The sequence below is a fragment of the Niastella koreensis GR20-10 genome, from assembly GCF_000246855.1.
Lineage (GTDB): Bacteria > Bacteroidota > Bacteroidia > Chitinophagales > Chitinophagaceae > Niastella > Niastella koreensis.
In genome coordinates, this window is the sequence record NC_016609.1 from 7205124 (window position 1) to 7228938 (window position 23815).

General features: G+C 43.9%; 20 protein-coding genes. 11 read left to right on the top strand and 9 right to left on the bottom strand.

Annotation, left to right across the window (positions count from 1 at the left end; translation table 11 throughout):
- Positions 1–36: 36 nt before the first annotated feature.
- Complete coding sequence (gene purH / locus NIAKO_RS28480) at positions 37–1560, top strand: bifunctional phosphoribosylaminoimidazolecarboxamide formyltransferase/IMP cyclohydrolase (protein ID WP_014221925.1); 1524 nt, start codon at positions 37–39, stop codon at positions 1558–1560.
- A gap of 59 nt (positions 1561–1619) precedes the next feature.
- Here the strand turns inward: purH and NIAKO_RS28485 are convergent, their stop codons facing one another.
- The 7 genes from NIAKO_RS28485 to mutY all read right to left on the bottom strand — a co-directional run bounded on the left by NIAKO_RS28485 (position 1620) and on the right by mutY (position 8965).
- Positions 1620–2945, bottom strand: a complete 1326-nt coding sequence (locus NIAKO_RS28485) for a polysaccharide deacetylase family protein (protein WP_041347417.1) — start codon at positions 2943–2945, stop codon at positions 1620–1622.
- Positions 2946–3015: 70 nt separating this feature from the next.
- On the bottom strand, positions 3016–4392 hold the full coding sequence (locus NIAKO_RS28490; RefSeq protein ID WP_014221927.1) for a LutB/LldF family L-lactate oxidation iron-sulfur protein: 1377 nt from the start codon (positions 4390–4392) through the stop codon (positions 3016–3018).
- Between the two features lie 18 nt (positions 4393–4410).
- The gene (locus NIAKO_RS28495; RefSeq protein WP_014221928.1) at positions 4411–5007 is read right to left on the bottom strand and encodes a DUF3109 family protein; all 597 of its coding nucleotides are present in this window, start codon (positions 5005–5007) and stop codon (positions 4411–4413) included.
- A 93-nt stretch (positions 5008–5100) separates the two neighbouring features.
- Entirely contained in the window at positions 5101–5694 is a 594-nt protein-coding gene (gldD, locus tag NIAKO_RS28500) for a gliding motility lipoprotein GldD (protein ID WP_014221929.1), read from the bottom strand.
- Positions 5695–5701: 7 nt separating this feature from the next.
- Positions 5702–7054: a gliding motility-associated protein GldE gene (gene gldE / locus NIAKO_RS28505; protein WP_014221930.1), complete on the bottom strand. Its 1353-nt coding sequence runs from the start codon at positions 7052–7054 to the stop codon at positions 5702–5704.
- Positions 7055–7226: 172 nt separating this feature from the next.
- Positions 7227–7676 carry a single-stranded DNA-binding protein gene (locus NIAKO_RS28510; protein WP_014221931.1) on the bottom strand — a complete coding sequence of 150 codons (450 nt, stop codon included), beginning with the start codon at positions 7674–7676 and terminating at the stop codon, positions 7227–7229.
- 218 nt (positions 7677–7894) lie between these two features.
- Positions 7895–8965, bottom strand: coding sequence for an A/G-specific adenine glycosylase (mutY, locus tag NIAKO_RS28515; RefSeq protein WP_014221933.1), 1071 nt, complete (start codon positions 8963–8965; stop codon positions 7895–7897).
- Between the two features lie 342 nt (positions 8966–9307).
- On the opposite strand from mutY, the gene NIAKO_RS28520 reads away from it, so the two are divergent.
- The 3 genes from NIAKO_RS28520 (at position 9308) to NIAKO_RS28530 (ending at position 12406) form a co-directional block, all read left to right on the top strand.
- A complete protein-coding gene (locus NIAKO_RS28520; RefSeq protein WP_014221934.1) occupies positions 9308–9628 on the top strand; it encodes an HU family DNA-binding protein in 321 nt (106 codons plus the stop codon).
- 25 nt (positions 9629–9653) lie between these two features.
- Positions 9654–10499: a tetratricopeptide repeat protein gene (locus tag NIAKO_RS28525; protein WP_014221935.1), complete on the top strand. Its 846-nt coding sequence runs from the start codon at positions 9654–9656 to the stop codon at positions 10497–10499.
- Between the two features lie 353 nt (positions 10500–10852).
- Positions 10853–12406 (top strand): Rne/Rng family ribonuclease, encoded by a 1554-nt coding sequence (locus tag NIAKO_RS28530; RefSeq protein ID WP_014221937.1) that lies wholly within the window; start codon positions 10853–10855, stop codon positions 12404–12406.
- 515 nt (positions 12407–12921) lie between these two features.
- Here the strand turns inward: NIAKO_RS28530 and NIAKO_RS28535 are convergent.
- Entirely contained in the window at positions 12922–13611 is a 690-nt protein-coding gene (locus NIAKO_RS28535; RefSeq protein ID WP_014221938.1) for a zinc metallopeptidase, read from the bottom strand.
- Between the two features lie 539 nt (positions 13612–14150).
- Here NIAKO_RS28535 and radA point away from each other — a divergent pair.
- From radA to NIAKO_RS28570, 7 genes are all read left to right on the top strand, one after another.
- A complete protein-coding gene (radA, locus tag NIAKO_RS28540) occupies positions 14151–15527 on the top strand; it encodes a DNA repair protein RadA (protein ID WP_014221939.1) in 1377 nt (458 codons plus the stop codon).
- A gap of 31 nt (positions 15528–15558) precedes the next feature.
- Positions 15559–16254, top strand: a complete 696-nt coding sequence (locus tag NIAKO_RS28545; protein WP_014221940.1) for a ComF family protein — start codon at positions 15559–15561, stop codon at positions 16252–16254.
- Positions 16255–16308: 54 nt separating this feature from the next.
- Positions 16309–17703 carry a hypothetical protein gene (locus NIAKO_RS28550; RefSeq protein WP_014221941.1) on the top strand — a complete coding sequence of 465 codons (1395 nt, stop codon included), beginning with the start codon at positions 16309–16311 and terminating at the stop codon, positions 17701–17703.
- 223 nt (positions 17704–17926) lie between these two features.
- Positions 17927–18442 (top strand): glutathione peroxidase, encoded by a 516-nt coding sequence (locus tag NIAKO_RS28555; RefSeq protein ID WP_014221942.1) that lies wholly within the window; start codon positions 17927–17929, stop codon positions 18440–18442.
- Positions 18443–19077: 635 nt separating this feature from the next.
- On the top strand, positions 19078–20283 hold the full coding sequence (locus NIAKO_RS28560; protein ID WP_014221943.1) for a DNA polymerase III subunit: 1206 nt from the start codon (positions 19078–19080) through the stop codon (positions 20281–20283).
- 375 nt (positions 20284–20658) lie between these two features.
- Positions 20659–21936, top strand: coding sequence for a PSP1 domain-containing protein (locus NIAKO_RS28565; RefSeq protein WP_014221944.1), 1278 nt, complete (start codon positions 20659–20661; stop codon positions 21934–21936).
- A gap of 134 nt (positions 21937–22070) precedes the next feature.
- Positions 22071–22832, top strand: a complete 762-nt coding sequence (locus NIAKO_RS28570) for a Bax inhibitor-1/YccA family protein (RefSeq protein WP_014221945.1) — start codon at positions 22071–22073, stop codon at positions 22830–22832.
- 98 nt (positions 22833–22930) lie between these two features.
- On the opposite strand, the gene NIAKO_RS28575 is transcribed toward NIAKO_RS28570, so the two are convergent.
- Complete coding sequence (locus tag NIAKO_RS28575) at positions 22931–23725, bottom strand: TIGR00266 family protein (RefSeq protein ID WP_014221946.1); 795 nt, start codon at positions 23723–23725, stop codon at positions 22931–22933.
- Positions 23726–23815: the final 90 nt, after the last annotated feature.

Consider the following 23815-nt stretch of genomic DNA (forward strand, 5'->3'; position numbering starts at 1 on the left):
AATGTCCCTTTCACTACTTCCGATTAAAATAAGCATATGACCAAAAAGATACAGTCTGCATTAATTTCCGTTTTTTATAAAGATGGCCTTGAACCGCTTGTAAAAGTGTTGCACGAGCAAGGCATTACCATCTATTCAACTGGTGGTACTCAATCATTTATAGAAAAATTGGGCATTCCGGTGGTGCCAGTTGAAAACTTAACTACCTACCCTTCTATATTAGGTGGTCGGGTTAAAACCCTGCATCCTTCGGTTTTTGGAGGTATCCTGGGCCGCAGGGAGCTGGAATCGGACCTTCAGGAAATGAAGCAATACAACATTCCGGAAATTGACCTGGTTATTGTTGACCTGTATCCTTTTGAAGAAACTGTTGCCAGCACATCTGAAGAAAAACTGATCATCGAAAAAATTGACATCGGCGGCCCTTCCATGATCCGCGGCGCAGCCAAAAACTTCAGCCATGTGACTGTTTTAGCAGCAAAATCTGATTACCAGGTACTGGCGGACATGCTGACTGCACAAAACGGCACTACCACCCTGGAACAACGCCGGGCTTTTGCCTCCAAAGCATTTCAAATTGTAGCCCATTACGATGTGGCTATTGCAAAATATTTCAACCCTGAAGGCGATCTGTACTTCCTGGAATCAATTCCCAGCCCCAAAACCATGCGGTATGGCGAAAACCCGCATCAAACCGGCGTGTTCTATGGCGAGCTGAATCAACTCTTCGCTCAGCTGAATGGTAAAGAGCTTTCTTATAATAACCTGGTTGATGTGGATGCGGCGGTTCAATTGATCAATGATTTCGGTGCAAGCGAAACCGGTTCTGTGTTCGCGATCATTAAACACACCAATGTTTGTGGTATTGCGTCAAGAGATACTGTGAAAGCTGCCTGGGATTCAGCATTGGCCGGCGATCCTGAAAGCGCTTTTGGCGGTGTGCTGGTTTGTAATAAACCCATTGACAAAGCTACTGCCGATGCTATTAATGAGATCTTCTTTGAAGTATTGATTGCACCTACATTTAACGAGGACGCTTTGGCAGTGTTAAAATCAAAAAAGAACCGCATCCTGTTACAACAGAAATCTACTGCCAACCGTCCCAATCAATATAAATCAGTATTAAATGGTGTACTGGCACAAGGTGAAGATAAAGGCAATTACCTGGAGTGGAAAGAAGTAGGCGGCCGCGAAAGCAATGCAGGCGAAAAAAGCGATATGGAATTCGCCAACATCGTTTGCAAACACCTGAAGTCAAACGCTATTGCACTGGTTAAAAATAAACAACTGATAGGTAAAGGCTGCGGACAAACCAGCCGTGTTGATGCCCTGCGTCATGCGCTGGAGAAAGCCCGTCAGTTTGAATTTGATCTGAATGGTGCTGTACTGGCAAGCGATGCCTTCTTCCCTTTCAATGATTGTGTGCAGTTAGGTCACGCAGCAGGCATCACCGCGTTTATTCAACCAGGCGGTTCTGTTCGCGACAAAGATTCTATCGAATACTGCCAGCAACACCAGTTGGCGATGGTTATGACTGGCATGCGCCATTTCAAACACTAATTGTAACGATTATAATATAACATCAAAGGTCTGGCGGTATAGTCAGACCTTTTTTATATTTATTCATCGGTGTACGCATCCCAGTAAACCGTTTCTTTCATAAACAGTTCAAACATTTTTCGCCAGCCTTCGTATGCGGGGTCAGTACCTAAAATGAAGTTGTGCCAGATTGGAATAAATACGCCTTTACAACCTTTTACCCGCTCATAATACTGTAACAACTCATTGTATGTTTGCTGGGGATTTTGCTTTTGCTCAAACAACGAATTGGCATCCATAAAACAAAATGGATAGATCATCAGCGAAGTAGCCTGCTCCTTTTGCAGATCGTACCAATAAAAAGGCGAACACACGGAGGCCCTGAAACCATTTATGGTGGGATAGCCCATGGAGAAATCTCTCTCAACACCCGCTTCTATTAACCGGCGGTAAGTTACAGGCATGGAAACACGAATATAATGTTGCCGGCTGTGCGTGATTTTCTTATCACCCACCACTTCCAGCCACTCCACTTCTTCTTTTAACAAGGTAGCATCATCGCCGCTTTGCCAGGATGGATGCGCTCCTAAATGCCAGGTCCTGGCATAATAAGAAATGAGGTCGCGAAACGGCTTTTTATTACAGGCATTATTCTTATCGTATCTGCCAGTTTTTTTTGCTGCCAGGAAAAAGAAGTAAGGCTTCATGCGGCAGTATAAATGCCAGGCATCCAGCCACTCAAAACAATCGAAGGGATCTTTCCGTTTGCCACGCAATACCAGCCATCTGTCTTTTACCCTACCCCACTCCCTTTTGCGAATGGAATTATAAAAGCCCCCTATAGTTCGCAACCAGCCTTTATGCAGGTAAGACCAGGCGATGTCAACATCATATGTTAGTAAACATTTAAACTGCGCCGGTTTAAAAACCAATTCAGGGAATTTGTACTCCAATGCTTTTTTAAACAACTGAAGCCAGTAATTTATCAACGGTTGCGTTAAAAAATGTTCCCGATGCGCAAGGGAATTGATATGGGCATAACGGCCATATTCATCTATGGCATGAGGCAGGTATTCTTCGTATCGGCTCAGTAAATAAAAGGAAGCCGCAAAAATATCAAACGGGAAATCGCCTGATGTTTCAAAAAAAGCCTTGTAAAAATTAACCTCAAAACATTCAAAGTGCTGGGGATGGATATCCGTTTCAAAAAGCAGATGGGTGCTCCGTAAAAAGAATTCGTCGTCTGCAAACTCCTGGGCCGAATAGTTTAAGCGGGGTTGTTTTGATGCTTTGAATAAGGCTGCATCGGTAGTAATGGCAATGCCTTCATCAAATAACTCCTTACCAATAAAGTCAACGATGTATTGCAGCCGTGGCGTTATGGTATGGGTGTATAGAAGTAGCATCAGAGGCTGCAAAATAAAAAAGTCAACGGTAATAGTTGACTTTTTTAGATATCTTTTTGAGTAAGTATACCTACTTACCTTTCTTCTCTTTCCACATTTCATTAAATGTCTTACCCGCAAAGTTCAGGTCAGCACGGTGGGTGGTCCAGCCCTTGAACACCTTATTCACCATCCAGTTCTTCAACTTCTGGTTACCCATATTATACATGTTCCGGTGCAGGGTGGCTTGTTTCCATACTTTCCAGGCTACCTTTTCGCCCCAGCTATAGTCGCCTTCTACCACTGCATCGTGACGGTTCTCCAGCAATATCTCGTGCAGGTTGATCTTTACCGCACATACCTCAGTACAGTTACCACACAGGGACGAGGCATAGCTTAAGTGTTTCCACTCCTCCAGCCCTTTCAATTGTGGGGTAATTACCGCGCCAATAGGGCCGCTGTAAGTGGTTTCGTACGCATGGCCTCCAATGTTCTTATAAACCGGACAAGCGTTCAAACAGGCGCCACAACGTATGCAATACAGGCTTTCGCGGGTGCGCTCATTGGCCAGGATGTTCGTGCGGCCATTATCGAGCAATATTACATACATTTCATCGGGACCATCGGGTTCTCCCGCCTGCCTTGGTCCCGAAACAATGGTATTATAAGAAGTGATCTGCTGGCCCGTACCATAGGTTGCCAGCAATGGCCAAAAAAGCGCCAGGTCATTCATGGAAGGGATCACCTTTTCAATACCGGTAATAACGATATGTGTTTTGGGGAAGGCGTTACTTAAACGGGCATTCCCCTCATTTTCGCTTATAGCCACCCCACCAATATCTGCCAGAATAAAGTTGGCGCCGGTAATACCTACCTCAGCCTGCACATACTTTTCCCTCAATACATCACGGGCCACCAGGGTTAGTTGTTGGGCAGATAAATTTGGCGCTACATGCAATTTCTCTGCAAATAATTTGGCAATGTCTTCCCGGCTTTTGTGCATGGCCGGGGTAACAATATGATAAGGAGGTTCGCCATCCAGCTGTTGAATATATTCACCCAGGTCAGTTTCAACGCTTTCAATACCATGTTCTTCCAGGTGATCGTTCAGGTGAATTTCTTCCGTCACCATACTTTTGCTCTTCACTACGGTTTTGCAATTCTTCGCCTTGCAAATTTTCAGTACTTCCTCCACAGCCTGCTTCGCATCTTCGGCCCAGATCACCTTTCCACCGCGTTTGGTCAACAGCGCTTCAAACTGCTCCAGGTTTTTATCGAGGTTCTCAATTGCCCGCCATTTTACATTTTTGGCCCTTTCGCGCGCCAGGTGAACATCTGTAAACTGCGTTTTGCCAAGCGGTACAGTGGCATTATACTTACCTATATTGAAATTTATTTTCCTTCTGTGTTCCAGATCAGCAGCCTTAATGGTGCTTTTCGCCATGAAAGAGGATGAATGTTCGCTCATTCTCAGTTCTTTTAAGTGTTATTTGCTTTTGTCAGATTTAAACTCTGTGGCGGCTTTTTCCAGGGCATTATAAAAGTCTTCGCCGTATTTGCGAACAATGGGTTCTTTCAGGAATTTGTAAACCGGCACTTTTAATTTCTTGCCCAGGGAGCAGGCCGGGCTGCACAAGGTAGGCCGGGGCTCATAGTTCATGCGGTCGTAATCGCCCTTTTTGCCTGTTTTTTGAATTATTGGGAAGAAATGACAGCTAATGGGCTTTTTCCAGTTTATAACCCCATCGTTATAAGCCTGTTCAAAGGCACATTTAATAATGCCTTTCTCGTCGCGGGTTCCATACACGCAGATCTCGTTATCACCACCCAGGGTGGGTGTTACCCAGCCAAATTCTCTATGATAAACGTATTTGCCTTTACGCTCTATCTCGGCTATAGAAGCCGGGGTGAGATAGGGTTTTATTTTTTCGTACAGGCTGATCATCAAATCCAGCTCCTCGTCCTCAAGCGGGGCGCCGGCATCTCCTTCTTCACAACAACCGCCTTTACATTTGTTAAGGTCGCACACAAATTGCGCTTCTGCAATTTCATCGCTGATCAACACTTTGTCTACTACTATCACTTAAAAAGGTTTTAAAACGTAAAATTAAACATAAACTGGCTGCAGGCGCTGGTAAAGTTTTACCGGAATCTGGCATTTACAGGCCCGGGCCTGTTATTTCCACCTGAAGGTATTGATAAGGTGTTTCATATCGTCCTGTAAAAAGTTGTTAACCACGCCCAGGGAATCCTCATTGGGGCTGGCGTCAAAATACAGGGCGCCGCGTAAAAAATGCTTTGTAGAGTCGGTTACAAAGAATTGTTTGGCAGTTGCAGCATTACCACCTACTGAAAAGAACACCCCACCTACCCCGTTGGGCGTATGCATGGCCGAGTCAACGATCTCTGTGGCGCGGCTGCTGTGTTTATAGGTCATATTGTAGGCGTCGTTCACCAGCTTGTTCAGGTCGGTGTTGCCTATCTCTTTATAACTGATATAAATTTTTCCATGAAACCGGGGAAAGTCGATATTGATCCAGTAAGGGTTCTCAGGTTTATCTTCAAAAAAGCTGGTATCTTTTAAAACGTTAGCATATACAGGGTATTCAAAGGTGTAAGGGTACCCCGGCTGCTCAAACACCTTGTATTCATGTTTGGGAAAATCAATCTTGAAATATCCTTTCCGTTTGGGAGTGTATGGACTATTGCAGGCGACTACCGAGATCAGTAAAACGATAAAGGGAACGTACTTTAACAGCGCTGTTTTCATTTATGGTCTAGCTAACTTGTTTATCCTGTTTAATATTGATGGTTACTTTTATCTTGCGAATGCGGTTGCGGTCTACTTCCAGGGCCACAAAATCAAAATCGCCCACGGTAGCGGTGTCATTTACTTTTGGGATTTCTCCCACCAGTTCTAACATCAGGCCGGCCATGGAATCGCTGTCGCCTTTTACCTGGTCAAACGTATCCTCAGCCAGGTTCATCATTTTGCAGGCATCGTGTATCATGGTGCGGCCTTCAAAAATATATGTGTGTTCGTCTATTTTCTTGATGCCGGTTTCTTCTTCATCAAACTCGTCCCTGATGTCGCCAATGATCTCTTCCAGTATGTCTTCCAGGGTAACAATACCACTGGTACCCCCAAACTCATCTACCACCACGGCAAAGTGCACATGCCTGGTTTGAAATTCTTTCAGGAGGTCTTCAATGTGCTTTTGTTCGTGTACAAAGAATGGCGGCCGAACAACAACATGCCAGTCAAAATTATCAGCTTCGTTCAAATACGGTAACAGGTCCTTGGTGTGAACAATACCAACAATATCGTCAAGGCTTTTGCGGTACACTGGCAGGCGGGAATAATGCAGTTCTTCCACCTTTCTTTTCAACGCCTGAAAACTGGCTTCGTATTCAATCCCGTTTACATCCAGCCGGGTGCGCATGATCTGCTTTACCGTAATGTTGGGGAATTTATAAATACCGGCCAGTATACGTTGCTCTTCTTCTTCGTGTATGGTGCTTTTAATTGCCTGTTCCAGTTGCTGGTGGGTATAGGCCCGTGAAGCTTTGCCGCCTAACAGCGATTCCAGCCCGCCAGAGATCCTGAGCAGCCACGTAGAGATCCGTTTGAACATGTAAAAGATCACTTCTACCAGAAAGGAAGCTTCGTAGGCGGAGCGAAGGTTATTTTGCGAGGCCCGTACTTTGGGCAGTATCTCGCCAAAAAGTATAATCAGGGAAGAAATAATAACCAGTTTTATCCCATATGCTACCCACATGGACAAATTGCCGGGTTTTATTATCAGCACCTGGTCAATAAAAAAGTTGAGCAGGATGATAATGGCAATGTTCACCAGGGTATTAGAGATCATCAGGGAAGCCTGCAGGGCCCTGGGCTCTTCCAACAGGGAGGCAATTCTTTTCCAGCCGGTATCCTGCTTTGTCTTGAGCATATTAATATCCCGGTACGTAAGGGAAAAGAACGCCATTTCAGCACCGGATATAAAAAAAGATAGCAGTAATAACACCAGCACTGCGGCGGCCAGCAGAGTGGTAGCCTGTACGTTGGTCACCATCCACAGCAGCTTGAACACATACTCAAATCCAAAAATCAACAAAGGCTTATCCAAAACTTGGGGTTTTCATGAATAAAATTGATCTCATCAAATCGAATTGCATCCCAGTCGTTAAATCCTTAATTAACAAAGTTAATCAGAAAGGGGGCGATTAAAAGCAATTTTATACTTCTTTAATCGGCCCCCTGCTGATTTTATTTTTGAACCGCAAAAATAATGGGTTGGGTTAGAATGGCAAATCCTGGGATGGGGTATCACCTATGGGTGGTATATCGGCACTGTTAAATCCCTCTACATTGTCGCTATGAGGCGTGGTAGTGCCATGTGAGCCATGCGTGGCATCGGCCCTTTTATCCAGCATGATCAGGTTGTCGCCTACGACTTCGGTTGCAAATTTTTTGTTGCCTTCCTTATCTTCCCAGCTACGAGTGCGGAGTCTGCCCTCTATGTATACCAGGCTGCCCTTGTGCAGGTACTTTTGCGCCAGTTCTGCCAGTCCTCTCCAAAGTACCACGGTATGCCATTCTGTTTGAGAAATGAGCTTGCCCGATCTGTCTTTAAATGTTTCGGTGGTCGCCAAAGGAAATTTTGCTACGGCAATATGTCCCTCAAGGTGCTGTGTATCCGGGTCCTTTCCTAAATTACCAATTAGCATTACCCTGTTTACTCCTCTCATAGATGGTAAGTTTGATGTTAATAATCGTCTGCGCCTTATTATTCCTTTTTAAAGTTAAATTTTTTAATAGAAAAAAATAGATTTTTTTAGCCTGATTATGACCCGGATACCCATCTGTAGTGACTTTCACAAATAGTATAGTTTTTCCCATGTATTAACACCGGTATATAATAGTGCCTGTAGGCACATATGAACGATAATAAAGATTCCTAACGGCGTTAAAACAACTGGGCCGGGGAAGCAGGCTCTCCCAAAAACGTGGTTATAACCCGGGGAAAGGCATAATTGACGAGTTGCTTCTTATCTATTAGTGAATAATTACTCAAAGTGGGTAATGCTTCCTGTACCCTGATCTTTATGAACCGGCCATGAATAGTTTGATGGGTCAGTTGCTGACGGTATATACGGCTGATGCTTTCTATTTGGAATGGCGTACCATTTACCAGCTTCTTCAAAAATGGCAGCCTGGGAGTAATATCATCAGCTGCCTTGGGCGATTCAAACAAAACAAACTCAAATAAATTTTCCCATATGTCCTTAGCCGTTCTTTGCTTTATATACCACTTGCCTTTGTACTCAATGATAAAGTAATAGAACCACCGTTCCCTGCGGATAATTGCCTTTTGCTTAACCGGCAGCTGCGTTACTGTTTGTTGCTTAAACGCTTCACAGGCTTTGTTCTGCACACAATCGCTGCACAATGGGTTTTGTGGTTTGCATATCACCGCGCCAAAGTCCATAATGGCCTGGTTGTAGGTGCCAGGTTCATCCAATTGTAATAACGACTGAGCAAGGGTCTGAAATTCCTTTTTGCCTGCGGTTGTATCGATAGGTGTGGCAATTCCAAAGTAACGGGCCAGTACGCGCTGCACATTGCCATCGACTACTGCATGTGGTGCATTGAACGCAAATGAGGAAACGGCCGCCGCCGTGTACGGACCAATACCAGGCAGGGCTTTTATTTCATCGTATGTATCGGGGAACTTTCCCTTATAGTCACTGGCTATTTTACGGGCTGAAGCAATCAGATTTTTACAACGGCTATAATAACCGAGCCCTTCCCACATCTTAAAAACTTTTTCATCATTTGCTTTTGCCAGATGCATTACTGTTGGAAATGCAGCAATGAATTTTTCATAATAACTCCAGCCTTGTTCAACTCTTGTTTGTTGCAGTATAATTTCGCTCAGCCATATTTTATATGGGTCTTTCTCACCTTTCCATGGCATGGCTCTGTTGTTACTGTTCTTATTCCATTGTAATAACCTACGCGTAAAATCAGGTTTCATGTAATTATTGCTCGTTTTTCCCGAATCTGGTCTACCAACAGGTCATTTTTAGGCCCTGAATGGCAGTATAGAAGCGGCTTTTATCAAAACTGAAAAAAATTGCTAATACTTGTTTTGCTGGTATATTTTTTATAACTTCATGAAAATGAATAACTTTGATTGAAAACTAGGCACAGTAATTGTTTAAAATTCATTTTCAATTGTTTATAGTTTTCTTGCAAATGTGAAAATTTACCGTTAATTTCATTAAAGAATTGATTTAGTGTAGATTGCCTTTGACATTTCCTATGAAAATTTTTTCTCAAAAAATAAAATTTGTAAACCCGTAAAAATTCATGCGACATGAGAAAGGCAGACCTCGTTAACCAAATATCGGAAAAAACAGGTATACCGAAGGTTGATGTGCTGGTTACGCTGGAGACCATGTTCAAGGAAGTAAAAGACACCTTGTCCCAGGGCGAGAACATCTACATTCGTGGATTCGGCAGCTTCATTACCAAGAAGAGAGCCGCAAAAATTGGCCGTAATATCAAAAAGAATATTGCGGTACATATTCCCGAACATTATATTCCTGCTTTCAAACCAGCTAAAGAATTCGTTGCAGAAGTTAAAAAACTGCAATCAGTAAAAGAAGATCAGCCAAACCCGGATGATGAGATGTAAATTTGTTGCTTAAATGAATTGATTCTTGAAAAAGCAACAACTGGTCCTGGTAGGCAGTGGAGTCGTACTCCTGTGTCTGATCTACTTTTTTGGTAAAACCATTCCCCCTAAAAAAAACCCTGGCACTGTTGCAGCAGCCGCCGGTCCAAGAGAAATAAGTTTTAATACGATTCTGGAAGCTTCCAAGAAGCAACTGACCCCTGCCCAGCAGGCACAGGTTGCTCAATTGGAAACGGCTGTTGTACGCGGTGACGTGAAGGAACAGCAGGAGAAAGTGTACAAACAGCTGGCTAACTTCTGGAAAGACACGGCGCATTTGCTACTTCCCTACGGTTATTATACTGCAGAAGCTGCTAAATTGGAAAATTCTCAAAAAAGTCTCACCTTTGCTGCCCAATTCTTTTTAGAGGGCATTCGCCGCCAGGATAACCCGGAGTTACAGCGGTGGATGGGAATTGAAGCTAAAGAGTTATTTGAGAAAGCATTACAAATTGCACCGGATAATGATTCGTTGAAAATCGGCCTCGGCAGCTGTTACTTGCTCGGAGGCATCAGCGACTCACCCATGGAGGGGATTATGAAGATCAGAGAAGTGGCCGAACGGGATCCGGAAAATATGTATGCGCAATTTATGCTCGGTTTAGGCGGAATGATCTCGGGACAGTTTGATAAAGCGAGTGAACGCCTTCTTAAAGTAGTGCAACACCAGCCGGAGAATGTGGAAGCGATGCTGATGCTGGCTGAAGCCTACGAAAAGCAAAACGACAAGGCAAGTGCGGTGAAATGGTACAAAGAAGGAAAGAAGCACATTCACAATGCCGATGTTGTTAATGAAATCGACGAACGTATTAAATTACTTGGTAATAAATAATTAAACCTTTCCGGTAAAGACATTAGAAACAGTATTATTTAATTTTAAACTCATTGGTGTAATATGCCTTGTGGTAAAAAAAGAAAGCGTCATAAAATAGCCACGCACAAGCGTAAAAAAAGATTAAGAAAAAATCGGCATAAGAAGAAGAACCGCTAGTTTTATCTTCTTTGTAAAAGGTCGCGTCCATTCGGCGAGGCCTTTTCCTTCTTTCGCTGAATCTAGTTATGTTGTCATTTATTACAGGCTCTTTAGGTTACTTACTATGTTGTACTGATACCTGACAACTGATTCCTCTTCAGCACCTTTCCTTGTAGTGATGAGATGGTTTAGACGGTATAAAGACAGTACGCTTGAATAAGGAACTAATTATAAATGCAGCGCCTCAGGGTGTTGAAATCGCCCTATTAGAGGACAAGAAACTCGTGGAATTGCATCATGAAAAAGCTGATGCAAGCTTCGCGGTGGGAGACCTATATCTAGGAAAAGTAAAGAAACTCATCCCCGGACTTAACGCCGCTTTTGTCGATGTAGGTTTTGAAAAGGATGCCTTCCTTCACTATACAGACCTCAGCCCATACGCCCGATCATTGTTGAAATTCACCCAACAGGCTATTAATGATAATAATCCTCAGGGTTTTAATTTCGCCACCTTCCAGGTTGAACCGGAAATTATTAAAACCGGCAAGATCAACGAAGTATTAAGCGGTAAGCCGAATATTCTGGTCCAGATATTGAAAGAACCCATTGCAGCCAAAGGCCCCCGCCTTAGCTGTGAAATTTCCCTTCCCGGACGTTTTGTAGTAATCACTCCTTTTAATGATATAGTAGCCGTTTCCCGGAAGATCCATTCTGCCGAGGAAAGAAAACGGTTACAGAAGATAGTGGAAGCTATTAAACCCAAAAACTTTGGGGTAATAGTTCGTACCGCTGCCGAAGGAAAGAATACTGCCGAACTCCATGAAGACCTTGCCGAACTGGTGGAAACCTGGCAAACCATTCAGGGAAATTTAAAAGGTGCAGTAGCCCCCGCCAAGATATTAAGTGAGCAAACAAAAACCACCAGTATCTTACGCGATCTGTTGAATGAAGACTTTAACCGGGTTGTTGTAAATGACCGCAATATTTATAACGATACCCGCAACTACATTCAACGCATTGCCCCGGAAAAAGCAGAGATAGTCTCGTTTTATAATAATGGACTGCCCATTTTTGACCAGTATGGTATTACCAAACAGGTGAAAGCCGCCTTTGGTAAAACCGTAAACCTGCCAAGTGGCGCCTACCTGATTATTGAACATACAGAGGCCCTGCACGTAATTGATGTAAACAGCGGTTATAAAAGCGTTGGCAATAACCAGGAACAAAATGCCCTGGAAACCAACCTCGAAGCTGCTGCCGAAATCAGCCGCCAGTTGCGCCTGCGCGACCTGGGTGGTATTATCGTGGTTGACTTTATTGACATGAAGCTGCCCGATAATAAACGTAAGTTACTGGAGGCTATGGAAGAATGTATGCGTCCCGACCGGGCCAAGCACGCTGTGCTGCCCATTTCAAAATTCGGGCTCATGCAAATTACCCGGCAACGGATGAAACCTGAGGTAAACATCAATACCCAGGAAGTTTGTCCCAGTTGTGCCGGAACAGGTAAAATCTCTTCTACCCTGCTGTTGGAGGACGAAATTGAAAAGAACCTCAGTTACCTCATTACCCACCAGCATAAGGACCTTACCCTGGTTGTTCATCCCATTATGCATGCCTACCTTACCAAAGGCAGCCTGTTTAAGTCAAAACAATGGAAATGGAGATGGAAATACGGCCAAAAGGTTAAGATCAGGGAAAACACCAATTATCACCTCACCGAATTCCACTTCTTCGACAAACACGACGACGAAATCAAATTGTAGCCTGAAGGCTACAGCCAATTGGCAATAAACAATTAGCAAAATTCCCGGATCCCGGGAATTTTGTATTTATGGCTGTTTGCCTATTGCATATTGGTCATTGCCTGTTGTTTTTCAGGTAGGTATATAAAAAAAACAGATCGGGTAAGAATACCCGATCGAAATATAAAACCAGAAAGGCGTAGGGAAAAAAGTGAATCAGACATGCCAAAATTATCAGTAAAAAACTAACAGCAAAGGATAAATTGGTAAGTGTGCAGTTTTGCCAATAAGTGTGCAGTTATTGCCGATAAGTGTGTAACCAAAATCGTCAAATTACCCAGATCGCCTCCCGTTTTTCATTTTTTTGCCTCCTCACTTCCCCTTTTGCATACATAATCAATTAATGTTCTTGCATTAAAGAAAAAGGCCCCGTCCTCAATTGACAATAGGCAAAATTTTAAATTTGAACAGCTCCCAATAGGCAAGGGATCCCGAAATTGGGGGATCCCTTGCCTATTTGCTAATTGTCAATTGTATTAATCCCTGCTTCTGCCGCCCAGGAAAATCATTATATATTTTACCAGCGTAGCTATAGAAGCCAAAGCAGCCACCACATACGTCAGGGCAGCCCATTTAAGCGCGTCTTTTGCCTGTGGGTACTCCCTGGCATCGGTAATATTGCTGCGATTTAACCAGGCTAAAGCCCTTCTGCTGGCATCCAGCTCAACCGGCAATGTAATCACTGAGAATAAAGTAGTTAGGCCAAACAGGATAATGCCTGCCAGTAATAAGCCGGGGAACACATGGATCATAAATACGCCCAGTAACAGGATCCACTGCACAATACCCGAACTGAACATTACCACCGGCACCAGCTTGCTCCTGAGCGTTAGCCATTGGTAAGCATTGGCATGCTGTACCGCGTGGCCGCATTCGTGGGCCGCCACAGCCGCAGAAGCCACTGATATACCATTATATACGTCTGGGCTGAGGTTCACTGTTTTAGAGGCCGGATCGTAGTGGTCGCTTAAAAAGCCATCAGAAGATCTTACCTGAACGTCATATATACCATTATCGCGTAACATTTTCATTGCCACTTCCCTACCCGTTAAACCGGCCGTCAGGGGCACCTTGCTGTACTTCGCAAATTTGCCTTTCAGCACCCCCGACACCAACATACTGATCACTAAAAACAGGATCGAAATCAACCAAATTTGTGGTGTCATTTTTCTTACTCTTTATTTAATTAATAACAATAATCTATCAAATCAGTTACCAATTAATTTGAGTATTTTTTACGCCATTTTTCGTCAGAAATAGGGGTACTTTTTGTCATTATGTTAGCGTATAATCGCGGTAGGCTGACATTTTATCACAAGGGGTTTGACCGATTTCTTAAAATTGTATTAAAATTTGATTATCAATGCCTTATGGCACTAATTAACAAAAACGGGCAATCGTTTATAGGGTTTTTAAATTTATTCACAACCCCAAAAAATAATTTTGTTATGTGGCGCTTATTTGTAATTTAGTGCAAGAATTTAATGGGTTAGTAAGTAAGGGGTCAACAGTAATGTTGGCCTTTTTACTTTTAAGAAAAAGCCCCTCTTTTACCCCCTCGTTTTTACTACTGTTTTTCGGTTATCTCATCATCAGAAATGAAATGCTTTAATCCTTCATTTATCATAACTATCATACCACCCTCCACGCTGTTTTAAATCTTCATTCATCATCTCATCTTCTCTTCATTCATTAACTTTATCGTATGGCTAAAGTTAAAACAGCATTCTTTTGTTCTAATTGTGGATATGAAAGTGCAAAATGGTTAGGTAAATGTCCATCATGCGGAACCTGGAATACATTTGTTGAAGAAGTAATTTCAAAACCCTCTGTTAAAAAAGAAAATGGCTGGGATGATTATCACGAAGAAACAAAATCAACCCGCACCATTCCATTAAGCAGCATCACCAGCAGCGAACAGGTTCGCATTACTACATCCGATGCAGAACTTAACCGCGTATTAGGTGGCGGCATAGTGCCGGGGAGTATAGTATTGATCGCTGGTGAACCAGGTATAGGTAAATCGACGCTGTTTTTACAAAATGGTTTACAGCTACAGAATAAAACTGTGTTATATATCAGCGGCGAAGAAAGCGAACAACAAATAAAGATGCGGGCCGACCGCCTGAATATCAAAAACGATAACTTTTACCTGCTTACAGAAACAGTAACGCAAACAATTTTCCAGGAGATCAAGAAATTAAAACCTCACCTGGTCATTGTTGACTCCATTCAAACTATTCAATCGCCATACATCGACTCGTCACCGGGAAGCATATCCCAGATCAGGGAGTCGGCTGCCGAGTTTCAACGCTTTGCCAAGGAAACCAATACACCGGTATTCCTTATTGGCCACATCACCAAAGATGGAAGCATTGCCGGTCCCAAGATCCTGGAGCATATGGTTGATACCGTACTGCAGTTTGAAGGCGACCGTCATTACGCCTATCGAATTCTACGAACCATCAAGAACCGGTTTGGCAGCACATCTGAGTTGGGTATTTATGAAATGACCGGCGGAGGAATGCGCGTCGTTAATAATCCAAGCGAAATATTAATGACGCCAAAAGAAGACCGCCTGAGTGGTATTGCCATTGCCGCAACTATTGAAGGCATGCGTCCATTGTTGATTGAAGTACAGGCATTGGTTACCCAATCTGTGTACGGAACACCACAACGTACGGTATCAGGTTTCGATCTGCGGCGCTTACAATTACTGCTGGCGGTACTGGAAAAGAGAGGAGGCTTTCATTTCGGCGTTAAAGATGTTTTTTTGAACATTGCCGGCGGTTTGAAGGTAGAAGACCCCTCGATCGATCTCGCCGTTTTATGCGCTCTCCTGAGCTCCTACGAGGATGTCCCATTACCGCAGCATGTTTGTTTTGCCGGCGAAGTGGGATTGAGCGGGGAAGTACGAGCCGTTCATCGCGTAGAACAACGTATAGCAGAAGCCGAAAAACTCGGTTTTGAAAAAATCATCGTTTCGCGGTACGGACAAAAATCAATCGGGAAACAATCCGGTAACATTGAAGTAATATCCATGGGCCGGGTTGAAGAAGTTTATCAGTATTTGTTTCAATAAGGCCTGATGAAGTAGCAGTTAAACAACTGCTATGTTAAAAAACGAATTTCATTCTTTAATACATCTCTTCCTCCCCCATCACTGTGCCGGCTGCGGCAGTGATATCATGAGCCGGCAACAGGCATTATGTATGCATTGCATAAACCGGTTGCCGGTAACGGGGTTTCAACTGCATGCCAACAACCCGGTAGAAAAAATATTCTGGGGCCGCATGCCTGTCACCGCTGCCGCCAGTTACCTGTACTTCTCAAAAGACTCGTTGTTACAACACATAGTGCATGAGTTAAAGTACAAAGGCAACAAAGAGCTGGGATTATTCCTGGGCCGCAAAATGGGCGAAGCCTTGTTACAAACCCATCGCTTTCATGATATCGATGCCCTGGTGCCATTACCACTATTTGCGGCCCGGCAACGAAAACGGGGTTATAACCAGGCGTCGCTTCTTTGCAGAGGCATAGCGGGCGTTTTATCACTTCCCGTATTGGAACAGATAATTCACCGCCGCACTTCCAGCGAAACACAAACAAACAAGAACCGCATCAACCGCTGGCTGAATATGCAGGGCAAATTCGAATTACAGCAACCAGATGCCATTAATGGCAAACATATATTATTGGTTGATGATGTAATAACCACCGGCGCCACCCTGGAGGCCTGTGGCCAGGAACTGTTAACCGCCCCCAATACCCGCTTAAGCATTATGACAATGGCCTTCACAGTAAAATAAACACAAACGCAGCGGCGTTTTAACTGTATCTGAAAACGTGTATTTTTACAGAACATGAAATATATACTTGTTGCTTTACTGCTTACCGGCATCCTGATCTCCTGTAAAAAGGAATCATTCATAACCAGCAGCACGGCATCGCTGAGTACCAGCACCGACAGCCTACATTTTGATACCTTATTCACTACCACAGGCTCTACAATCAGGTACTTTCGTATTTACAATAACAATAACCAAAAGCTGCGTTTGAGTAAAGTGGCCCTTAAAGGGGGCAATACATCTTACTTCAGGATCAATGTTGACGGTACACAAGGCCCCGAAGTGAATGATATTGAAATGGACGCCAACGACAGCATTTATGTTTTCGTAACTGTGAAGATCGATCCTACCGCTGCCAACCTGCCCTTTGTAGTGCAGGACAGCATCTCCATAGATTATAACGGCAATCGTCGCTGGATCCAATTGGATGGCTGGGGACAAAATGCCAGTTTTATGCGCGCAAAAGTTATTACCGGCAGTGTTTCCTGGACCAACACAGTTCCCTATGTTATCCTAGGTGGTTTACTCGTCGATAAAAACTCAACCCTTACCATCGAAAAAGGATGCCGCATCTATCTGCACGCCGATGCCCCCTTTGTGGTTGATGGCACGCTGAAAGTTACCGGTGAAAAATACGACAGCACCCGGGTGGTATTCAGAGGCGACCGGCTCGATGATCCGTATCGCGATTTCCCCGGCGGCTGGCCCGGCATTTATTTCCGCGAAACCAGTAAAGACAATACCCTGCAATATGCCAATATCATTAATGCCTATCAGGGTATAGTAGCCGAAAAGCCATCAGTAAATGCCAACCCCAAAGTATTCCTTAGCGAATGCGTGGTTGATAATTGCTATGATGCCGGCATCCTGGGCGCCCAAACAAATATCAAAGCCCAAAACTGCCTGGTGAGCAATTGCGGAAAAAACATCTTTTTAGGGTATGGCGGCACTTATGATTTTTCACATGTAACAGCCGCTACCTGGTCCAATACCTACCTCCTGCATAAAGATCCCGTACTGGCAGTAACCAATTATTACAAAGACGGCAACACTATAACCACGTCAAACTGTACAGCCAGTTTTAAGAATTGCATCTTCTGGGGCGAAAACGGCACTACCGAAGACGAAGTAGTAACTGATAAACAGGGAACATCTGTTTTCAATGTCAGCTTTCAGAACTGTTTATGGAAGGTGAAGAACCAGCCAGCCAATGTTAATGCTGTCAACATCACGGCCAACCGGTCCCCCGAGTTCGATAGCATTAATACCCAGTTAAAATATTACAATTTCCGGTTGAGCGATAGATCACCTGCTCTTAATATTGGCGCCGACCTGGGCATTACCAACGATCTCGATGGAAAACCAAGACCCATTGGCAAACCTGACTTAGGCTGTTATGAAAGACAATAACCAATTGACAATTGACAATAAGCAATTGGCGAGGGCCTCCGAATTACGGAATCTCCTTCTTTTTGCAACCTTCCGAATTTTTGGGTTTTTGTCTATTGCCTTTTGTCCATTGCCAATTGTTTACCGTTAACCATATTTTTGCATGGAAGCAACCAATTTAATATCATCTTTGTATAGTACAGGTTGCTGGTCAACAAACACTATACTTTAAATTTTATCAATTATGATACGTTTATTGCTTGTATCCCTGCTTTTTATCGGAGCTCAGTCTATTTACGATTTTAAGGTTCCTGCATTAGATGGCGCAGGCACTATCGACTTCAAAAAATTCAAAGGCAAAAAGATCATGATCGTGAACACGGCATCTAAATGTGGCAACACCCCACAATATGCCGAACTGGAAAAATTATATGAGCAGTACAAAGACAAACTGGTTATTGTAGGTTTTCCAGCCAACAACTTTGGCGGTCAGGAGCCTGGCACCAATGGAGAGATCCAGGAGTTTTGCAAAAAGAATTATGGTGTAAGTTTCCCTATGGCTGAAAAGGTTTCGGTAAAGGGCGACGACATTCACCCCTTGTTCAAATATCTGGTGGCCGAGGCCGAAAAGAAAGGGTTTACCGATCCCATTAAATGGAACTTCACCAAGTTCCTGTTAGATGAGAAAGGCAACCTCATCACCGTGATCCACAACAAAACAAAAGTTACCAGCGAAGAAGTAACCAAGTATCTGAACTAAGATCTTGTAACGCATTATATTAAGGGTCGTTCGCCAACCGGTGGACGGCCCATTTTTATTTTCCCGGCAACCCTGCAGATAACATTGCCGTAATATAATATATGAACAAACCGATTGCGCCATTCTGCATACTACCCAAACCCCTGCATGTACATGTTTCACCTTTAATCTACATAAGTGTTTACACTAATTTTTCGTCTGCAAAATCAGGCAACACATCGGTTTTAAATGTCAATTGAACGAATAAAGTTCCCGTTGCGGCTTTATATTGCAATTTTTGAATATCCAATATCACAAGAACGATCCAATAGTCCGGAAAAACTGTCCGATATCTGAAGAAAGCCAATGTCCAGCATTCCTATGAAAGATGAGATATCCTTGGAGAAAAACCGTAAAATCCAATGCTGATGAAAAGCAGCTCCATCCACTTTTTGGTAACTCTTTTTCGTAGCAATTTGATCCCTATTCCTTAAAAAGGCCAAAAGAGTTGAACCCGTAAAAGTATTTCATGAAGTCCCGGTGTTACTGCCGGGACTTCCATTTTTATCCCCCAGCCTTTCACATTTGCACAAGTTGTATCAACGAAATCGGGAATTACACATTTTCAATGTGCACATTTACTAACTTCGCCCCGCATGTTATTTAAAAATGTTATTGGCCAGATAGATGTGAAACTGCATCTAGTAAATATGGTGCAACAGAACCGCATCAGCCACGCCCTTTTGTTCCTGGGAAAAGAAGGTAGCGGCGCCCTGCCCATGGCCATTGCATTTGCCCAATACATTGTTTGCGAAAAAGTAAACCGGAAAGGACCCACTGAATCTCCCGGTCCATCCTTGTTTGGCGACGAACCGCCGCCGCCATCGGCCGCTATGTTCGACTCCTGTGGCGAATGTTCTTCCTGTGTAAAGATGCAGCAGCTCATGCACCCCGATGTGCATTTCTCCTACCCGGTTATTCCCCGCAAATCGGGCGACAAACCCCTGAGCTCGGATTACATCAGCGAATGGCGCGAATTCATCTCAAAATATCCCTACGGTAACTCATACGACTGGCTGCAATTTATTGGGGCCGAAAACAAACAAGGTAATATTACCGCCTACGAGTGTAACGATATCATCCGCAAACTGTCGCTCAAAAGCTTTGAAAGCGGATTTAAAGTACTGGTGATGTGGATGCCCGAATACCTGGGCAATGAAGGGAATAAACTATTGAAACTCATTGAGGAACCGCCACCAGACACCTTATTTGTACTGGTAGCCGAAAATGAGTCGCTTATTCTGCAAACCATCTTGTCACGCACCCAGCTGGTTAAAATACCCTCCCTCAACTACCAGGATATTACCGAAGCCCTGGTTTCCAAGGCCAAAGTAGGGGAAGATTCGGCCCGCCAAACCGCCCTCATTGCCGAAGGCAATTACCGCGAGGCGCTGCAGCTGATGCAACATGCCGACGAAGACTGGCAGTCGCTGCTGCGCGAATGGCTGAACGCCATTTTAAAGAACGGGCCCATAGCCCAGGTTAAATGGATAGATGAAGTAAGCAAGCTGGGCCGCGAAAAACAAAAACAGTTCATCCGGTACTTTACCCACCTGCTCGAACAGGCCATCCGGCTGCATGCCATGGGCCCCGACAACCTGCACCTGCCCGATAAGGACAAGGACTTTGCCGGCCGCCTGAACAAGATCGCCAACTTTATGCAACAGCAGGCTATTATTGAAGAGCTGGATAAAGCCTCTTATTATATTGAACGGAACGCCAATCCCAAGATGTTGTTCCATGCGCTTACCATTAAATTATACCACATACTTGCCAGCAAAGAGGTAACTGTTGTTATTTAATAACATAGCCCCCTCATACAAGCGTTCGTTTTGGCGGGGTAACCCCCTTAGAATCAGGCATCATATAAAAGGGCCTTTTGACGTTAATAACTTATATTTGTAAATCGGCCTGTAAAGCAGGATGCAGAAAAATTGTGCGTTTGGGGTTGCATGCGAGCAGGGTTTCTATAAACATAAGGTTAGTTTATTTCGCTATATTATCCATAAATGCGTCTTAGTCAATACGTTATAACACTGTTAGCCGTCATTGAGCAAGTACAGGCGCACCCCGGCTTTTCCGGAAGGAATGTATAATACTCCGCCCGCCATTATTTCTGCATGCGTTATCCGGCCGAACTTAAATAAATTTTATAAATCGTTAATCCTAAATAGAGAATGGGATGTAGTTCATGCGGAACAGGCGATAAAGTTGCCGGTTGTAAAAGCAATGGCGGATGCAGCACGGGTGGTTGTAACAGAATGAATGTGCACGATTGGCTGAGTAACCTGCCATTCAGCGACCCTTCAGGAAGCTGTAAAATTGTAGAAATAACTTTCAATAACGGAAGCCGGAAAGACTTTTACCGCAACACCACTGTTCACTTATTTGAAAAAGGCGACCTCGTTGCCGTTGAAGGCGTAAGCGGGTTCGATATTGGCACTATTAATCTTACAGGTGAGATCGTTCGCCTGCAAATGAAGAAAAGAAATGCCGACGAAACCGACCCGGACATTAAAAAGGTATTACGCCGCGCTACCGATAAAGACATCGAGATCTGGCAACAAAACAAAGACCGTGAAAAAGAAGCCCTTATCCGGGCCCGGGCCATTGCCCGCCAACTGAACCTCGAAATGAAACTTACCGAGGTAGAAATTCAGGCCGATGGCCGCAAGGCTACTTTCTTTTATATTGCCGATGACCGCGTTGACTTTCGCGAATTAATTAAAATTTACGCAAAAGAATTCAGGGTAAAAGTAGAAATGCGCCAGATAGGCGCCCGCCAGGAAGCCGCCAAAGTGGGTGGTATTGGCAGTTGCGGCCGCGAACTGTGTTGCAGCACCTGGTTAACCGATTTCAAATCGGTGAATACCACCGCCGCCCGTTACCAAAACCTGTCTATCAATCAAAGTAAACTCAGTGGTCAGTGTGGCCGGTTAAAATGCTGTCTTAACTACGAGTTGGATATTTACCTGGATGCCTTACAGCATTTCCCGGATAATTGCGACACGTTGCAGGTAGCTAAAGGAACCGCCATCCTGATCAAGAAAGATATCTTTAAAAACCTCATGTGGTTTACCCTGCCCGACAGCAACAAGCAATATCCGCTGACGATTGAACGGGTAAGAAAGATCAAACAGCTGAACGAAAGAAACCAGGTACCTGATGAACTGGAAGCTGTTGATGTAACCACACAAAAACCAAAAGAGGTAGAACCGGAATTTGTTGATGTGGTTGGCCAGATCAGCTTACGCAGCCTGGAAAGAGCCGAAAAGAAAAAACGGCACCATAACCATCAAAAAGAAGGTCAGCATAAAGAACAACCCCGCCAGCAGCAACAGGGGCAGGGGCAACAGAACCAGGGTCAGGGTAACAAGGGCGGAGGTCAACAGCACCGCCGCGACAACAGACCACCCAGAAAAGATGACAGGCGTAACCCACCTAAAAAAGCATAAGCTTATTATCGAAATAATTTATTAGTAAACCACAAATAGCCAACAACCAATTGACAATTGATTGTTGGCTATTGACTTTAACCTTTCAACATTCACGCTTTTTTGTACTTTGTATCCCATAAAACTCTATAACTATGGCGCTATTTAAATCCGGTAATCCTGTACTGAATGAAAAAACTTTCTCCGGTAGTTATACCTATTTAGATTCAGATGCAGAAGTAATGACGGTGAAAGGAACCCTGAACAAATTCGGTATCCTTTTTCTCCTTACCATGGCATCAGCCGGTTATGCCTGGAAGATGGTTTACTCTAACGTAGATGTAATGACCTATATGTGGGTAAGCATCTTTGGTGCATTTATCCTCGCCCTCATCGCTAATTTCAAAAAAGAGTGGTCAGCCTTTTTGGCTCCTGCCTATGCCTTATTGAAAGGCTTTGCAGTAGGCGCCATTTCTGCGATCTATGATAATGTATTCGCAAAAGTTGCTCCTCACATTATAACAACAGCAGTTGGTTTAACCTTTGGAGTGGTAATTGCCATGTATTTGTTGTACAAATTCAACATCATTCGCGCTACACCGCTCTTCCAAAAAATAATCTATACCGCTTCATTAGGTATTGCGTTTTTCTATTTGATCGCCATTGGCCTGCACTTCGCTCACATCGATATTCCTTTCCTGCATGAAGGCAGCCCATTTGGTATTATTTTCTCACTGGTTGTTGTAAGTATAGCCGCCATGAGATTGATCCTTAATTTCGACTTTATAGAAAAAGGAGCCGATCAGCGTGTACCTAAATACATGGAATGGTTCAGCGCATTTGGCTTGTTGATCACCATTGTATGGTTATACCTGGAAATTTTGCAACTACTCGCAAAACTGTCCAACAGAAAATAAGTTCAACTTATATAAAAAGCCAAGGGCCATCCCGCTGCTCGCAGGACGGCCCTTTTTATTTTGTAGCCGAACATTTAGTCCGACTCTTTAACTCTTAACTACCAGCCATCACCATCCAGCATATTGCCCAGTCCGCCTAATATGCTGCCTTCTTCCTTACGGCCACCGGCACTACCATAAGTTAATATCCTGCTGGCCAAACGGCTAATGGGCAGGGTTTGAATCCATACTTTACCAGGACCGCGCAAAGTAGCAAAGAACAAACCTTCACCACCAAACAGGGTATTCTTGATACCGCCTACAAACTGAATATCGTAATCGATGGTTTGGGTATAAGCCACCAAACAACCGGTGTCTATGCGCAACACTTCGCCGGGTTGCAAAGTCCTTTCAAACACGTGGCCACCTGCATGTACAAAGGCCATTCCATCACCTTCCAGCTTTTCCATAATAAAACCTTCCCCGCCAAACAAACCGGTGCCAAGTTTACGCTGAAACTCAATACCAATGCTTACACCTTTAGCCGCACACAGGAAAGCGTCTTTTTGCGCAACTATCTTTCCGCCCAGCTCCTGCAGATCTAATGCAATGATCTTACCAGGGTATGGCGAAGCAAAACTCACCCGCTTTTTTCCCTGCCCCATATTGGTAAAGGCGGTCATAAATAAACTTTCACCGGTTAACATCCGTTTACCGGCCGACATCAGTTTACCCAATAATCCCTGTTGTTGCTTTGATCCGTCACCGAACATGGTAGCCATTTGAATGCCATCATCCATCATCATAAAGGCACCGCTTTCAGCAATGGCAGTTTCATTGGGATCAAGTTCTATTTCAACGTATTGCATCTCTTCCCCATAAATCTTATAGTCTATTTCGTGATTTGTACGCATGTAAATCTTTTTAGAGTTTATGAATAAGTTTATCAATGGCCTTCTGCCTATAGCATCGTTAGTCGCAATTTAATATTATTCGTTTCATGT

Excerpts from the sequence above, each read along its gene's own strand:
- NIAKO_RS28560 (WP_014221943.1), top strand. The coding sequence starts at position 19,078 with ATGTTATTTAAAAATGTTATTGGCCAGATAGATGTGAAACTGCATCTA.
- NIAKO_RS28570 (WP_014221945.1), top strand. The coding sequence starts at position 22,071 with ATGGCGCTATTTAAATCCGGTAATCCTGTACTGAATGAAAAAACTTTC.
- radA (WP_014221939.1), top strand. The coding sequence starts at position 14,151 with ATGGCTAAAGTTAAAACAGCATTCTTTTGTTCTAATTGTGGATATGAA.
- NIAKO_RS28550 (WP_014221941.1), top strand. The coding sequence starts at position 16,309 with ATGAAATATATACTTGTTGCTTTACTGCTTACCGGCATCCTGATCTCC.
- NIAKO_RS28575 (WP_014221946.1), bottom strand. The coding sequence starts at position 23,725 with ATGCGTACAAATCACGAAATAGACTATAAGATTTATGGGGAAGAGATG.
- NIAKO_RS28490 (WP_014221927.1), bottom strand. The coding sequence starts at position 4,392 with ATGAGCGAACATTCATCCTCTTTCATGGCGAAAAGCACCATTAAGGCT.
- purH (WP_014221925.1), top strand. The coding sequence starts at position 37 with ATGACCAAAAAGATACAGTCTGCATTAATTTCCGTTTTTTATAAAGAT.
- NIAKO_RS28520 (WP_014221934.1), top strand. The coding sequence starts at position 9,308 with ATGAGAAAGGCAGACCTCGTTAACCAAATATCGGAAAAAACAGGTATA.
- NIAKO_RS28535 (WP_014221938.1), bottom strand. The coding sequence starts at position 13,611 with ATGACACCACAAATTTGGTTGATTTCGATCCTGTTTTTAGTGATCAGT.
- NIAKO_RS28555 (WP_014221942.1), top strand. The coding sequence starts at position 17,927 with ATGATACGTTTATTGCTTGTATCCCTGCTTTTTATCGGAGCTCAGTCT.
- gldD (WP_014221929.1), bottom strand. The coding sequence starts at position 5,694 with ATGAAAACAGCGCTGTTAAAGTACGTTCCCTTTATCGTTTTACTGATC.
- NIAKO_RS28510 (WP_014221931.1), bottom strand. The coding sequence starts at position 7,676 with ATGAGAGGAGTAAACAGGGTAATGCTAATTGGTAATTTAGGAAAGGAC.
- NIAKO_RS28565 (WP_014221944.1), top strand. The coding sequence starts at position 20,659 with ATGGGATGTAGTTCATGCGGAACAGGCGATAAAGTTGCCGGTTGTAAA.
- mutY (WP_014221933.1), bottom strand. The coding sequence starts at position 8,965 with ATGAAACCTGATTTTACGCGTAGGTTATTACAATGGAATAAGAACAGT.
- NIAKO_RS28485 (WP_041347417.1), bottom strand. The coding sequence starts at position 2,945 with ATGCTACTTCTATACACCCATACCATAACGCCACGGCTGCAATACATC.
- NIAKO_RS28545 (WP_014221940.1), top strand. The coding sequence starts at position 15,559 with ATGTTAAAAAACGAATTTCATTCTTTAATACATCTCTTCCTCCCCCAT.